Source organism: Aliiroseovarius crassostreae (assembly GCF_001307765.1).
Classification (GTDB): Bacteria; Pseudomonadota; Alphaproteobacteria; order Rhodobacterales; family Rhodobacteraceae; genus Aliiroseovarius; species Aliiroseovarius crassostreae.
Window position 1 is genome coordinate 1 of sequence record NZ_LKBA01000010.1, and the last position, 15,802, is coordinate 15,802.

At 57.6% G+C, this 15,802-nt stretch carries 10 protein-coding genes and 2 pseudogenes; 3 read left to right on the forward strand and 9 right to left on the reverse strand.

What is annotated here, in order from left to right:
• Positions 1–3: 3 nt before the first annotated feature.
• Positions 4–766 (forward strand): annotated as a pseudogene (locus AKJ29_RS20060) (IS5 family transposase).
• Between the two features lie 25 nt (positions 767–791).
• Here the strand turns inward: AKJ29_RS20060 and AKJ29_RS11770 are convergent.
• Positions 792–1,315: pseudogene (locus tag AKJ29_RS11770) on the reverse strand (IS6 family transposase); the annotation flags it as partial.
• Positions 1,316–1,572: 257 nt separating this feature from the next.
• On the opposite strand from AKJ29_RS11770, the gene AKJ29_RS11775 reads away from it, so the two are divergent.
• Both AKJ29_RS11775 and AKJ29_RS11780 read left to right on the forward strand, forming a co-directional pair.
• Positions 1,573–2,109: a toxin-activating lysine-acyltransferase gene (locus AKJ29_RS11775; RefSeq protein WP_055191132.1), complete on the forward strand. Its 537-nt coding sequence runs from the start codon at positions 1,573–1,575 to the stop codon at positions 2,107–2,109.
• Between the two features lie 44 nt (positions 2,110–2,153).
• On the forward strand, positions 2,154–10,067 hold the full coding sequence (locus AKJ29_RS11780) for a beta strand repeat-containing protein (protein ID WP_055191134.1): 7,914 nt from the start codon (positions 2,154–2,156) through the stop codon (positions 10,065–10,067).
• 135 nt (positions 10,068–10,202) lie between these two features.
• On the opposite strand, the gene AKJ29_RS11785 is transcribed toward AKJ29_RS11780, so the two are convergent.
• The 8 genes from AKJ29_RS11785 to AKJ29_RS11820 all read right to left on the reverse strand — a co-directional run bounded on the left by AKJ29_RS11785 (position 10,203) and on the right by AKJ29_RS11820 (position 15,712).
• Positions 10,203–10,934, reverse strand: a complete 732-nt coding sequence (locus AKJ29_RS11785) for a DsbA family protein (protein ID WP_055191136.1) — start codon at positions 10,932–10,934, stop codon at positions 10,203–10,205.
• Between the two features lies 1 nt (position 10,935).
• On the reverse strand, positions 10,936–11,352 hold the full coding sequence (locus AKJ29_RS11790) for a c-type cytochrome (protein ID WP_235477517.1): 417 nt from the start codon (positions 11,350–11,352) through the stop codon (positions 10,936–10,938).
• A 62-nt stretch (positions 11,353–11,414) separates the two neighbouring features.
• The gene (locus AKJ29_RS11795; protein WP_055191140.1) at positions 11,415–12,809 is read right to left on the reverse strand and encodes a multicopper oxidase family protein; all 1,395 of its coding nucleotides are present in this window, start codon (positions 12,807–12,809) and stop codon (positions 11,415–11,417) included.
• 48 nt (positions 12,810–12,857) lie between these two features.
• On the reverse strand, positions 12,858–13,757 hold the full coding sequence (locus AKJ29_RS11800) for a c-type cytochrome (protein WP_055191142.1): 900 nt from the start codon (positions 13,755–13,757) through the stop codon (positions 12,858–12,860).
• A 1-nt stretch (position 13,758) separates the two neighbouring features.
• Positions 13,759–14,340 carry a c-type cytochrome gene (locus AKJ29_RS11805; RefSeq protein ID WP_055191145.1) on the reverse strand — a complete coding sequence of 194 codons (582 nt, stop codon included), beginning with the start codon at positions 14,338–14,340 and terminating at the stop codon, positions 13,759–13,761.
• A gap of 40 nt (positions 14,341–14,380) precedes the next feature.
• Entirely contained in the window at positions 14,381–14,677 is a 297-nt protein-coding gene (locus tag AKJ29_RS11810) for a hypothetical protein (protein ID WP_055191147.1), read from the reverse strand.
• Positions 14,678–14,730: 53 nt separating this feature from the next.
• Positions 14,731–15,189 (reverse strand): c-type cytochrome, encoded by a 459-nt coding sequence (locus AKJ29_RS11815; protein WP_055191149.1) that lies wholly within the window; start codon positions 15,187–15,189, stop codon positions 14,731–14,733.
• Positions 15,190–15,223: 34 nt separating this feature from the next.
• Positions 15,224–15,712, reverse strand: a complete 489-nt coding sequence (locus AKJ29_RS11820; protein ID WP_409360028.1) for a L,D-transpeptidase — start codon at positions 15,710–15,712, stop codon at positions 15,224–15,226.
• Between the last annotated feature and the right edge of the window lie 90 nt (positions 15,713–15,802).

Consider the following 15,802-nt stretch of genomic DNA (forward strand, 5'->3'; position numbering starts at 1 on the left):
TTCATGTCGTCGCATTTCTGGCTCACCGAAGAACAGTACAATAAAATCAGGCCCTTGTTGCCCAATACGCCGCGCGGTGTTCCGCGTGTCGACGACCGGCGCGTGTTATCGGTCATCATTTTCTGCATTCAGCGAGGCTATCGCTGGTCCGATGTGCCGCCGGAATATGGCCCCGCCAAGACGCTCTACAACCGCTACAAACGCTGGTCTGAAGCAGGCGTTTTCGAGCATGTGTTCGAAACTTTGGCGCGGGAGACGGCAGATCTTTCCACGCTGATGATCGACGCCAGCCATGTCAAAACCCATCGCATCGCAGCCAATGGTGCCAAAAAAACACCGGCGAAGGACGGGATATCGGCAAGACAAAAGGCGGGTTGAATTCAAAGCTGCATCTGGTGTGCGATGGCAGTGGCAAGCCGGTCCATCTGCATCTGACCTCAGGCATCGAGCCGATATTACCAATGCGAATCAATGCCTTGAGCCATATGTTGCCAGGGGAACCACCGTCATTGCAGACCGAGGTTACGACGCAAATCACCTGCGCGACTGGCTGAGCGACGCCAAGGCAACCGCCTGCATCCCACCGCGCAAGAACCGCAAAATGCAATTCGAATATGACGCAGACCTCTCCAAAACCCGCAACATCGTCGAGCGCATGTTCAACCGCATCAAGGTTTGGCGACACCTATCACGACGCACCTTCCGCTGCCCAAAAACCTTCTTGGCAGCAGCCCACATCGCCGCAACAGTCATTTGGCTCTTATGAGTCTACGCCCTAGACAGTGGTCAGCCCTACACGGCCTGTGGCTGCCTTCGATCCTGTTGTCGAGCCCCTTGCGGACCCGGTGGTCGGCATCAGGTGCTTGGCGTGCGATCGGCTTGATGTAGCTGCGTAGCTTGTCGGTAATAATCACCCTCGGCTGCCCGAATTGTGCGATCAGTCTTGTAGAAAGCGCTTGGCGGCCTTTGCGTTGCGGCGTGTTTGGACCAGGATATCGAGGGTGTCCCCATTCGCGTCCACGGCCCGCCACAGCCAGTGCTTCACGCCGCCAATCGGGATTACAACCTCGTCCATGTGCCACTTATCGTTCGGGCGCGGCCGTTCGTGGCGGATACAAGCGGCAAAATGAGCGCCAAACCGGTTGACCCAAAGGCGGATGGTTTCACGACTGGCGATCACGCCTCGCTCCGCCAATAGATCCTCGACATCGGCCGTGCTGAGCGCGAAACGGTAGTAAGCCCAAACCGCATAGGCAATGATCTCACGGGGAAAACGAAAGCCCTTCAGGCGCGGCATGGGCGATGGGATTTGCATGCCCAAGCCTCTACCCAAGTCGAGCAGCACAAACAACGTGGCAATGCCGCCTGGATTCGTGATGTGAATCCTTTGCGATCAGAGCTCTGTAACAACCCCGGTCACATCATCAATGCCTTTGGCATCAAAAGTCTTGCCAGAACTTTTTTCCCAATGCAATGTAGGGTAGAGTATTGCGCATGTTTCGCATTCCTAATGCAATTCAAAGTGGAGTGTGTGCATGTCTCGCGTTAGTGGCATCCAATGAGGTATTAGTAGTGCAACGTGAAGAACCCGCACCTTGTGTCGTTGAGCGCGCGCCGGCCATCCGGCAGGATCTCATTCAGATAGCGGGCGAAGTGGCCTTCATCCTCTCAGGGTCCGAGCTTCACAATCGTCAGCCCATCCGCAATCTTCATGAACGGTTCATCCGCCCGATCCGACTTGGTCAGGGGCGGATGTTTCGTACGGAACAGGGCGCGCCAGTTGGTGTGGTGACTTGGGCCTGCCTCTCGGAGGCGCTGCACAAGCGCATGTTGACCGAAGGGCCGCAGCAGCTTCTGCCGGATGACTGGCAAAGCGGCCCTCACCTGTGGGTGGTCGAGTTCGCGGTGCTCAGTTCGCGGGTGCAGCCGATGGTCCGGGCCATCGTCGATATTCTGGAGACCGAGTACCCCGACACCCCGAGTGCCCATCTGCACCGGATCTCTGAGGACGGTCAGAACTGGCGCTTGGGGCGCTGGGACAATCGGCGCAGCGCCGCCCGCCGCGCGATCAACGCCGCTCTCGCGGAAAAAGTGCACGCTGCGGTTTAAGCGCGCGTGATCTGCTAAGCCATCAGGAATAAAGGAAGAATGCGATGGGGACGACTCATGTCGAAAACACGGCTTGGTACGATGACGCCGGTAGATCGTTCGACGGCGCGTTTACCGGTATTCAGAGCGAGCTTTATCTCGGTGACGGCAACGACTCAATCAGGACCCACACCAGCTCCAATCTCAAGGTGTACCTCGGCACGGGCAACGATACGCTTGATATATCCAATAGGGCCGTCACTTGGGCTTATGTGAATGACGGCGACGGGGATGACTATGTCCGGGGCGGAGCGGTCAACCTCGATATCGACGCTTCGCAAGGGAACGATACTTACGACATCATCTCAGGCAGCGACATTGACATCTGGCTGGGCAAAGGAACCAAACGCGTCGATATCGGCGTCGTCGGCAATGTCGAGATCATCGAAACCGTCTTTGATGTGCCGTTGACCTGGGAAGAGGCATACGCCGCCGCGGTGGCGCAATATGCCGAATTGCGCGCCGAAGCCAGCAAGACCATGTCACCTGCCGATCTGGAAAAGTCCTTTCCTACGTCGGGCTGGAACTATGAGGACGCGATCAGTTTTGCGACATATGCGTTCTATAATGATAGTCAAAATGGTCGCATTATCAGAATTGAATCCTCAGCCTACTCCAAGGTGGTCACGGGGTATTCTGATGATGTGATCGAAGCGTTGGGCGTGTTCGACATCTACATCAAATCCTACGGTGGAAATAACCTTGTCCGTGCGGCCGGGTTGAACAGTACCGTAATTACCGGAGACGGGAACGACTTTATCGAGATCGCCGCAGCCATTGGGTCGGTGAATGCCGGACAAGGCAACAATCAGATCGTCTTTCGCGGGGTCGCTAACTCCGTTTACGTGGGCGACGGAGACGATACGTTCAAGATTGACGCGGTCGGGGTCTCCGCCAATGCGGGTGGCGGCAATAACCGGATTTTCGTGCGCGCTGCCGGGGCCCGTATCATCGCAGGTGATGGCGATGACTATGCCGACGTGCTCGCGGGGGTCGGACTGCTCGATCTGGGCGGCGGCAATAACACGGTCAACATGTATGCCATCGGCGGAGAGGTTCGCGTCGGTGACGGCAACGACACGATCAACGTGGGAGCGGTCGGCGTGGACATCGATGCCGGTCGGGGTGACAACACCTTCAACGTCAATGCGGCCGGGGCCCGACTGAGTGCGGCCGACGGCGATGACACTGCCGTAGTGAATGCTGCGGTCGGTCTGATCGATCTCGGCGTGGGCAACAATCGGGTAGAGCTGAACGCCGTCGGCGGAGAAATCCGCGTGGGCGGCGGGGACGATACGGTGATCCTGCGGGCCGTCGGGGCCGAGATCAACGTTGGTGCTGGCGATAACATCATCGATGCCCGGGCCGCCGGGGTCCGTGTTACGGCCGGAAACGGCGACGACACTGCCTATGTGGGTGCGGGCGTGGGTCTTCTGGATCTTGGCCACGGCGACAACACGGTCGAACTCAATGCCGTCGGTGGCAGCGTCCGTGTCGGGGACGGCGACGACACTATTCTGGTCAAGGTTCTAGGAGCGGAGATCAACGCGGGCAACGGCGACAATATCATTGAGGCGGCGGGCTTTGGCGTCTCCGCCACGACCGGCTCGGGCGATGACCGGATCTGGTCGCTTGGCGTCGGTGGACAATCCATCGACAGCGGCGACGGCAATGATATCATCACGGCTTATGGCGGGGTGAACATCGTCTCGGCCGGCAACGGCCACAACGATGTTGAGGTCGGAGGCGGGCTGAACGTCATTCAGGCCGGCCACGGGAACAACAATATCGATGCTTACGGCGGACTGAACGTGATCCTTGCGGGGCATGGCGACAACGTCACCCGCGCCTATGGCGGCGGAAATGCGGTGTTCCTGGGTGACGGCAGCAACGACGCGACCGCCATCGGCGGCTTGAACGTGATCGCGGTTGGCGATGGCTCGAACCGGATCATGGCGGCGGGCGGCGCAAACATCATCCTCGCGGGCAACGGCAACTCAACTCTCAACACCCGCGCTCAGGACGTAACCAGGGACGACCGTGGGGCCAATCTGGTCACCAATGGCTCTTTCGAGCTTGGAAACAACTACGACCAGCCGACTAACCTGTCGGTGCCCGATGGCTGGACCGTCAGCGATGGCCTGTCCATGGTCCATGACACCACGCAGGTCGACGGCAGCACACCGGTCAACGGCGTGACCATCGACGTCGGCGCCTCGGGAAAGGGCCGCAACGTGCTGTCGCTCGACCAGGGGGCCAATGCAAAGATTCAACAGGACATAGAGACTCGCGACGGAGCTACCTACGAAATCAGCCTGCTCTATTCCGGTGCGGCGGCCGTCTCTGACGAGAGCAAAGTCGTCGAGGTCTGGTGGAATGGCGAATTGATCGGCATCATTACCGGCGACCACTCGGATTGGCGCGAATATTCCTTCGTTGCAACCGGGACCGACACCTCCCGTCTTGAACTCAGGGCGGCTGGGGCCGCGGACGGGTACGGCGGCTTTGTGGACAATGTCAGTGTGCGCGAAGTCCTTCAGGGGCGTACCGAAGATGTCTCAGACATGCTGACAGAGCGTCCCGAGAGCGGCAATCTGGTCACCAATGGTGATTTTGAAGCGTACACACCTGGCAATGGCGGCGCGCCCGACGGATGGTTCAGGAATGCCTCGATGCCCGGCACCCATATCGAGCGGCTCGACACCCAGATCGTCGGGGACGTGACCGAATCCCCGTTTGGCCGGTTCGGGGTGGAACTGGATTCAGACGCCAATACCGGCATCTATCAGGATCTGCGCACCGAGGCTGGGCAGACCTACGAAATCAGCATCGACTACACCGCACGCGATCATCTCGCGGCGGAGAATAACACCGTCGAAGTCCTTTGGGACGGCAAAGTGGTGGGCACGATCAGCGAAACCCACGGTGATTGGAAGACCTATACCTTCACCGTGACCGGAGCGACGGGCAGTTCCAGTCGGCTTGAGTTGCGCGGCGGAGGCACGTCTGACAGCATCGGCGGCGTGATCGACAATATCCGCGTGGAGAAGCAGGCCGACTCAGTCAATGAAGCAAAATCCACTCAGCCTGATGACCGCTGGGATGGCTCTGAGGGCGGCAACGAAATCCGTGCATATGGGTACGGGAATCTCGTGATCAGCGGCTCAGGCGATGACAAGATCATTGCGGGCAGCCTGCTGAACCTCGCGGCCGAGGCCGCCACCAAGGCCGCCTCGGAAAGCGATTCGGGCTTTGCCAAGTCGCTCTTCGGGACCTCGGATGGGACAGTGCACGGTGAATCAAGCGCGGGCGACATTCTGCTGAACGCGGTTGGCGCCATTGCGAACCTCGGCAACATCGTCATCGCGGGTGACGGCAACAACAGCGTCAAGGCCTATGGCGGCGGCAATTTGATTCAGGCTGGCAGCGGCGATGACGCCATCACGGCAGTTGGTCTCGGCAACCTCATCGTGGCGGGCAACGGCAACAACAGCGCACGCATAATCGGTCTCAACAACGCATACTGGGGGGGCAGCGGCGAGGACAGGGTTGAACTGATCGGCGGCAACAACGTTCTGCTTCTTGGCACCGGCAACAATGTTGTCACCGGGCTGGCCCTCGGCACCAACGTGATCGTTGGCGGCGGCAACGAGGGTGAAACCGACAGCATCGTAATCACCGGGTCGAGCAACCTTCTCCACTTGGGCAGCGGTTCGAACGAGGTGCTGGCGATAGGGGCGACCAATATCATCATCGGCGGACAGCATGATGACACGTTCTTCGCCATCGGCCAGTTCAACGCGATCAATCTGGGCGATGGTGAGAACGCCTTTGTCACGATCGGCTCGACGAACTTTGTGCTGGGCGGAGACGGCAATGACAGCGGGGTGATCCTCGGGGCCAACAACATCGCGCTGCTGGGCGATGGCGACAATGACGTGGTCCTTGGCGGCTATTCCAACGTCGTTCTCACCGGAAGCGGCAACGATACGATCTATTCCGCCGCGCGCTACAACGTCATCGTCACCTCGGGCGGCGACGACACGGTGATCTCGCTTGGTGAGGCCAACGTGGTTCTCGCGGGCAGCGGCAACGATTTCGTCGCGGTCGCAGGTCGCTACAATGTGGTATCCGCCGGAGCCGGCGCCGATGTGGTCGTGGCGGCAGGTCAATACAACGTTCTTCTGACCGAATCTGGCGATGACGTAGTTCTTGCCGTGGGCAAGGACAATTTCGTGCTCAGCGGCAGCGGTGACGACATGGTCGCAGCGTTCGGCAAGTTCAACTTGATCGCCGCGGGCTCCGGCTCGGACATCGTGCTGGCCGTCGGACAGTCGAACTTCGTGGTTACCGACAACGAGATCACCATCTCCATCGACGAACTGCAAAAGTACCAGGACGACATGAAGGCCAAGAAAGAGGCCGCCAAGAATGAGGCCGAGAGCAAGGACAAGGCCCCCGACGCCCCGAGCGAGCCCGAACCGGAAACCTCTTCGAATCTGGAGACCAAAGCCGGCCCCAACGGTGTCAGCGCATCCTATGAGAACAAGGACCTCGGCGTGTCGATTAGCGCCGGGCTCAAGGCGGCGGGCAGCGTTTCGATGCTGTTCCCCGACCTGGAATTCTCATCCGATGCGCCGGACTGGAAGATACCGGGCTTCGACCTGCCCCAGATCGATCTTGAAATTCCCAGTTCGCCGGACCTGAAAAGCAGGCCGGACTACAAATACGGTACGCTAGGCAATTATGGCATCCCGGCGATCAGCCTTCCGAACCTAACGATTCCGGATCTGAACATCCCGGGTCAGACCCTGCCGTCTTTCTCAATGCCGGACGTGACCAAGTTCGGGTTCCGTGATGACGGGCTGACCTTTGATTTCTCACTCGATATCGACGTCAAACCCGACTTCTATAGCAGCCTGTCCAACATCTACAAAGACCTCGTTGGCAAGGAGAGCGCCGAAGGCAAGGGGGGAGTTTTCACCTCCAATAACCTGTTGAGGATCGAACCCGGCAATGGCGATCCCGGATTGCAGAGCTATGCAATCCAGAATGCTGACGTTGGCCCGGCGACGGGCAGTTCCAACAGCTTCTTCCAGGCCGATCGTCTGACGGATACCAGCACCTATTCGGGCACCAGCAAGGGTGGCTACAACACACTCACGTCGGATGCGGACTACGACGCCAAGCTGGAGCCGACTGCGAGCACCTGGAAAGGCCGTACGCTCTTTGGCGCGGCCGGCAGCATGAATGAAGTGCTCACTGCGTTGGGCACGGCAGCGCTGAACCAGTTCGAAACTTACAAGGTGAACCAACTGGACTTTTCCGAGAGCTCCGGCTCCGTGGCGGATTACCTTCAAGGATCGGCTCTGGCCTACACCGGCACAGGTTCAGACGCCAACGACAATGTAATCCATGAGGTTACGGGCGAGATCTACCTCACCGCCGGAACCCACACATTCGAAGTGACCTACGAGGATTATCTCCTGTTCACAATCGACGGCGAGACCCTGGTCAACGCAACGCCGTCCGACGATCTCCAGACCGTCACGGTAAGCTTTACCGCCGAAACCGACGGGATGTATGATTTCAAGACGGTGAGCTACGACACGGATGGGAGCAGCAGCCTTAAGATCGAAGAGGTCATTTCGGGTGCGTCGCCCGGCGACCCCGACACCCGCCAGGCGCTCAGCTACCAAAATTACAAACCCCCGGCGGATTACGTCAAAGAGGTCAAGCTCGAAGCGACGACAACCATCGATCTGCCGACATTCACCCTGCCGGAGCTTTCGATACCGTCCTTCAGTATCGGCGGCATGGATCTTTCCGGTCTCGCAAAAATCGATGACCTTCTCGGCGGGCGCTCATTCTTCGGCCTCACGATTCCAGAGTTCGACATTCCGGAAGAATACCTCAAGATCCCGGACTTCAACCTTGACGATTACGCCAGCCGCGCCGACCTCACCCTTGCGGCGCAGACGTTCAGGATCCCCAGCCTGACATTGCCCAATGTCGTGGGCATTGACTGGAGCACCCGGTTCGGCGCATTCAACCACACCTATGACCTGTTGCAAAAAAGCAAGGTCGATGGCGGCGATGGCGATATCGCAGTCGTGGTGGGCCGCGATAACCGCGCCTATACCGGCGGCGGTGACGATGCGGCCCTGGTCCTGGGAAAGAGCAATATCGTCTATACCGGCGACGGAAATGATGCCGCCGCGCTCTTTGGGACGGAATACAACCTTCTGGACATGGGCGCGGGGGCCGATCTGGCGATGGCGCTCGGCAAGACCAATGTCATCAACGGCGGGGCCGGGAATGACATCCTGTTCGCGATTGGCGAGAACAACACGATCAATGCCGGCACCAACGATATCGGCGACGGTGGCGACGACAATATCATGATCGCCATCGGAAAGGAAAACACGCTTAAGACCGGGCCGTCTGGCACCGACCTGAATGGTGGCAAGGATATCGCCATCGCCATCGGGCAGAAGAACGACATCAGTACCGGGGGTGGAAATGATACGATCCTCGTTGTCGGGGTCGAGAACAAGGTCTCGGCCGGCGGTGGCGATGACATCGTCGTTGGCATCGGCAAGGACAATACGATCGATCTCGGCAATGGCGCGGATGTGTTGCTCAGCCTCGGCTTCAACAATACGATTATTGGCGACAGCTCCGGGCAGTCAAACGGGGCCGACATCATTTTCGCCCTCGGTGGCCGCAATACGGTGAATGCTGGCGGAGCGAATGACGGGGTCTTTGTGGCCGGTGTCTTCAACACCGTGATGGCGGCGGGTGGCAACGATCTCGTGATCACTACCGGTGTACGGAACCTGACGTCGTTGGGATCGGGAGATGACGCGGCCATCGTGCTCGGCGTGGCCAGCCTAACGACTGGCGGGCTCGGCAATGACGTGATTGTCAATGTTGGCACCTTTTACGGCGCGTTTGGCGGTGAGGGCGACGACACCTTCCTTAGTATCGGCAATGGTATCCTGTCCGGCGGGGCCGGCAACGACAACTTCCTGAATTTTGGAATGGGACTTCTGGATGCTCTGTCCGGCGAGGCCATCGGCCTTTTCGGCAAGACTCTGGCAAGCTCGGTTGCTGCAATCGACAAGGTGATGGCCAGCTTCAACGTCGACGGCAGCGCCGCACTCGCCAGCCTCTTCAACTTTGCCGACAACAGCATCCTCCACGGCGGCTCCGGTGAGGACACCTTTGTTGCGGGGTTCGGCAGCAGCTACGCCTATGGCGGCACCGGGGCCGACACCTATATCTACACGCTCGGCAGCGGATGCTTGACGATATCCGACGAATCCAACACCGATCTGATGTCCAAGGTTGGGACCCAGGGCGGCGTGGCGGAAGGGCTTGGCTCCGTGGCTTCGGGCGACGCGGTGGACAGCTATTACGAGAACATCACCGACAGCAATACGACCACGACACAGAGCAGCGACACAACGGACACCTCCTCGGGCACCGGCGATGGATTCGTTGATACGCTGGTCTTCAAAACGTCTCCTTCTCAGGTCTTCGACCTCTCGATGTCGAACCTGCGCCTGTCTGATGATCAGCGCACGCTCGACGTGGTGGTCGACGGCACCTCTCTGGGCCAAGTCTTGCTGGAGACATGGGAAGATCACGACGTGATCCAGTTGATCGATCACGACAGCACCATCAGCCTGACCTTCGCAGAACTCAAGGCGATAACCGCAGTGCAGTCACGCTTCAACCAGTTCGACGTGGAATCCGTGGTGGCACAGGGCCTTCAGGAAACTATCGACTTCCTCAAGGAAGGCTATCTTGCGTCCCAGTCGGCCCCAGCAAGTGCGAACGCAGATCTGCTGCAAGGCAATTACGCGGGGATGATGGAGTACTACACCGACCTGATGGGGATTGATTGGGTCTGAGGGCCCTGTTGATACGTCTCTTTCACAAGAAGAGGTGAGCCTGATGTTGAAACAGGCGGGCTATGCATCAGAACCTGTTGGCGCGTGAAATCGGGCATACCGCCTCAAGATCTTTCCTGAGGCGGTATGTTTCTTTTATTCCGCTCCGGCGCGGGCGTCCGACACATAGCCCTCCAGTACAGATTGCTCCACGAAACCCGGCACCAGGGAATCACCGATCACGAAAGATGGCGTGCCATTGAACCCAAGGTCCCGTGCCAGGCGCATTGATGCCGCAATATGTTCCTTTACTTCCGGAGCTTCCATGTCGCGACGAAGCTGTTCGATATTCAGGCCCACCTCTTTTGCGACGCGCAGGACGGTTGTTTCTTCAGCGCGCCCCTTCATACCCATCAAGGCCCAGTGAAATTCTTCGTATTTACCTTGGTTGCGGGCCGCCAAGGCCGCCTTGGCGGCGAAAACTGATCCATCCCCAAGGATCGGCCACTCTCGATACACAAGGCGCACATTCTGATCCGCGTCGAGCAAGCCCTGCACCTGCGGCATTGCCCGCTTACAGTAAGGGCAGTTGTAGTCGAAGAATTCGACAACCGTCACATCTCCATCCGGATTGCCGAGCACCGGAGCATTCGGATCCTTCTCCAGAAGCTCCCTTTGGTTAACCAGAACTTCAGCCTGAGCGGATGCCTGAGCGGTCGCTTGGCGTTTTTCAAGGATTGCGACCGCTTCCATCACGATTTCAGGGTTGGTGCGAATTGTTTCGAGAACAAGTTCTCTCACGCGCGTCTCATCCAGTTGATCGGCATAAGCAGTGAATGGAACCGCAATTGCCAACGCTAGCGCGCCGATGACGTTTCGGTATTTCATGTTAGTTTCCTTCCCGTTCACTATCAAGTTTTGTGCGTTCAGCCTGAACCTGGCGTTGGCGCTCCGGCCAGGTTGATTGGATGAAACCAAGAATGTTCCAAATATCCTGATCGCTCAGGTCCTCTCCGAAACCTGGCATGCCACTGTCGAACTCTATGCCTTGACTGGCCAATGCGGCTTTGCCGCCGAGTTTCGTGTATTTGAAGAGCATTTGATCCGGATGGTGCCAGGTGTGGCCGGTCTCGTCATGCGGAGGGGCAGGCAACCGCCCGTCATCCCCCGGTGAACGCCAATCCGGTTGCCCCTCAAGGTTTGCACCATGGCATGACGCACAATATTCGCCATACAGTGATTGGCCGGCTTGAATATTGGGGGCAGTTGACACGGTGTTTGTCTGGGCACGGCTGTTTTGGGGCATGATCCACCCCGCTGCCGCCAGGAAAACCACCGCTGCGCCGCCACGCAAGATTGTTGTTTTATTCATGAGACGTCGATCCATGTCATCATACCCGAGGCCGCGTGCGAGAGCATGTGACAGTGAAAGAGCCACTTGCCAGGATTATCTGCGACAAATGCGATTTCTCGTGTCTCACCAGCGGACATCAAGAGGGTGTCCCTGAGCGGCCCCATCAAGCCATCTTTCTGCAATTCACGGAAATGCATGCCATGAAGGTGCATCGCGTGCGGAAAAATCGTGTCATTGTAGATTTCCAATCTTGCGGTTTCACCGCGCGACAATTGCGCAAACGGCGTATCAGTCATGCCCATGACGCCATTGAACGCCCAAAATTGATTGTCCTGAACAAGCTCGCGAAAAGATTTCTGTTCGCCATCCAACACCGCTGCTTTCAAACGGCCCATCGCCCCGCCTTCCATGTTCAGGCGCAACCGTTGTGCAGTTTCAACACCGCTGATTTGCATATTGGGGTTGGGCGGCAGCGGGATCGGATCGGGACGAGAAGTCGATGCCGCATCTCCGTCGACAGTAAACAGGGTCTGGGAATAGGGCTGTTTGTCGTCAATCCGGATCAGATGTGCCGTTTCGCCAACCTCGGCAATGACATCGACGATCAAGTCGATGCGTTGGCCCGGCGCGAGTGGAAAATTGGCTTCGACCAATTCAGGTTGCGGCAGAGGCATCCCGTCATAGGCCACAACCCAGCCCTTCAGTCCGGCAAGGCCCAATTCGAAAATCCGGGCGTTGGCTGCATTAATCAAGCGTAGCCGAAGCCGTTCATTGCGCTTGACCGACAGCGCAAAATCCGACCGGCCATTGGTGGCGACAAAGTTGCCTCTCCGTCCGGCATGGCTGCGGTCTTGGGGGGCTTCGAATTCAGTGTCGATCTGGGCTGTTTCCGGATCCAGCAGCCAATCGTCCAGCACAAGCACTTCATCGCGGTCCACATCGGGGGCGTCCGGCTCATCAACGATTAACGCGCCGTAAAGGCCCCGTGCCACTTGTTCTACCGACCGGTTATGAGAGTGAAACCAATAGGTGCCTGCATCCGGAGCAATGAAGTCATAGTCAAAGCTCTGTCCCGGTTCCACTGCATCCTGGGTGAGGCCCGCGACGCCGTCCATCGCGTTGTCGCTGCGAATACCATGCCAATGAACGGAACTCGCCTGCGGCAGCTCGTTCACAAACCGTCTCGTGACCCGTTCGCCCTGGCCCACTCGGATTACCGGACCTGGCATCTGCCCATCATACCCCCAGATACTTGTTTGCGGATACTGTGCTGGCAACAGTTGCACATCGGCAACTCGTGCCGTCATTACTGTGGCCCTATCCGAAGCGGCGAACACCCTGTTCGGCAGAATACCAACCAGGCTTGCTGTGCCACTTGCACATAAAAATCTCCGACGAGTTAGTTCCATGTATTCCCTTTCTACGTCACGGGCGGCACAAGGCCGCCCGCAATCCTGTTAGCCACCTGTGTGATCATCCATCAAATAGGTGGCGATGGCCTGTCGATCTGCATCGGTCAGAAACTGCGTGCCCTGCAGAACAACTTCGCCCATTGAGCCCCCAAAAGCATCGCCGCTGGGTGTTATTCCCGTCTTCAGGGCGTAGGCGAGCGTATCAACAGTCCAATCACGAGACTGGAGCGTCTCATAGTCAATCGCCGGCGCCTTGTTGCCGCCTGGAAGTGACGGGTTTCCAGCGAAATGCTCGCTATCGGACTTCCGGGCACCCAGGAGGTTCCTGCCTGTGTGGCAAGCCGCACAATGCGTCACGCCTTCGACGAGCTCTCTCCCTCGGTTCCAGACGGGTCCATTGCCTTCGATTGGATCCGTACTCGGCGGCTCAAGAAACGCCGCACGCCACAACTTCAAACCCCAGCGTTGGTTGAATGGAAACGCCAGCTGAGGTTCTGGGGCAGGTTCAGGCACAGCGGGAACCGTCTGAAAGGCAGCCCAAAGATCGGCGATATCCTGATCCGAGAAGTTCGCATAGAACGGATAGGTGAAAGCCGGGTAGTAGGGCTCGCCTTCAGGAGAGACACCCTGCCGGACCGCTTTGGCGAAATCCGTGATCGTCCAGCCACCAATGCCGTATTCGGGATCGGTGGTCAGATTTACAGAATAAAGCGCACCAAAGGGTGTATCCAGCTTCACACCGCCCGCAAGCGGAGCCCCACCACCTTCAAAATCGGTGTGACACGCAATGCAGCCGCTTGCGCGCGCAAGATATGCGCCGCGGTTTACATCGCCAGCCAGTTCGATTGGAGCAGGTTGTGAACCTATGGGCCACTTCACAAGCGCCCCAAGGCCAACAACGCCCAGCAATGCCACTCCGAAACCAAATAAGATGACTCGCTTCATCTTATTTGGAATCCACTCGGAATTTTGTATGGCAGGCAGAGCACGTCTGACTAACCAGTGCAAAGGCACTGTCCACCGGCATTTGCGCGATGTCATCAGCTGTGATGGCTTTCTCAGACTTTCCACCACCCATCAAGTTCGTTCCCGAGCCCATCATCGAACTGCTGCCCATCATAGCGCTGGAAGACATATCATCCTGGCCATCTGCCTTCATGCCGTTGTCGGCAGCTCTTGCCAGCCCGTCAGCATAGACTCTGAGCTGGTCTGACAATTCACTGAATTCACTCCAATTGGTCCAGACCGTGTCCCTGGCTTCAGACGGCGCTCCGCCAGTTCCTTCGGGAAACAGATCTGAGAAATTGGTGCCGGAATGTTTTCCAATCGTTTCGGCGGCCGAACGTATGATCGCAGCGTCAAATTCGGTTTCCCCACGCATCATCGGGGTGATTGCCTTGACAGCCTTTCCTATGGTGACCATGGCATCCATGCGTTCTTTTACGACGCCAGTGGCGCCGCCATGTGCGTAGGCTGCCATCGCGGTCGAGGTGAATATCAGAGCGGTGAGTACAGAAGTTTTCTTCATTGGTTTGGTCCTTGATCTGTATGATTTGATTTCATTGCAATCAGGACCAAATTTTCGGAGGTGGAGGATCAAACAACATCATCCAGCTCTCATGTGAATGGCTCATAAATGAAAATTTCAGGCTGGCTTCAGCTCTTGCAACTTTGATGTTGGGCTGGAAGGAAAGAGCGGCGGTGACAAAACAGTCCTGTTCAGGGTGGCAAAGGTCAGAAATCCCATTAATCCCGGATACATGCACATTCTGATGAGACAGCTTTTCCCCATCAGCGCCAACAGTGTCGATGCCAGAATGCGCACGCCCGATTTCTGGTAGCGCAAGGGAAAAGGTCAATGCCATAATCGCTACAACGCGACATAGGAGCCCTGCGACCTTTCCCCTCTGACCACCCATCAATTGATCCCGTTTTCCCGCTGAAGCTCACGCACGTAGCTGGCAATGTACTTCACGTCGCCCTGTGTCAGACCCTCAACCGGTGGCATGTTGCCGAATGTCCAATGATGCGCCTGCACTCCATTCTTCACAGCCCGAACAAACGCCATGTCTGAATGGTGGCTCGGCTCGTATATTTTGTAAACCAATGGGGGTGCAACACCGTTCTGGCCAGCAGCATTTGTGCCATGGCAAACGGCGCATTTTGCCTCAAATACCCGCTTCCCGATTTCAGCTTCGGATGACAGTTTGGCCGGCACGCGAACCTCAGCGATTGGTGCACCCTGCGCGATCTGACTTATGTCAGGAGGCTCCATGGAATGGCCCTGACTTGCCGGAGCTGGTTGCATGAACTGCCAAACCGCCGCGGCCACTCCCGCCGCAAACACTCCACCCACTAACAGACCTAATTTGCCCATATCCCCAACCTCTTCCAGTGCTTCGTTAGAATTCTCAGATCAGTTTCACTTGTGTTCCGACAGGCGCGCGGTCGTAAACTTCTTCGATCTGCTCGTTAAAAAGGCCGATGCACCCATTTGACGATCGGCGTCCGATTTTGCGTGTGTCTTGTGTTCCGTGGAAACGGTAGTATTGCCACGACAAATAAAGTGCGCGCGTTCCAAGAGGATTGCTGGGGTCGCCGCCCTTGATATACGCGGGCCACTCGGGGTTTCGCTCGCGCATGGATGGTGTTGGTGCCCACCCAGGGTTTTCCCGTTTTTCAACCACCTCGGTGTAACCACGTTTTGTCAGTTCATCCGTTAACGGCACGGAGGTCGGATAAACCCGCATTTCCCCGTCAGAGGTCCAGTGCTGCAGGACCTTGGTGGTCATGTCGGACAACAAAATGCCTTTTCCCAAGGTGTCGAAATGGTCCTTCCAATCATGCAGAACAAACGAAGAGATATTGCGAAGAACGCGTTCGGATCCCTGCGCGCGCAGCACTGCGGGGGTCGCCAGAAACGCCGACACACCCAAAAAGAGTTGCCGTCTGTCGATTTCGCTTTTTCGAGCTCTGCCCACGCCATGCCT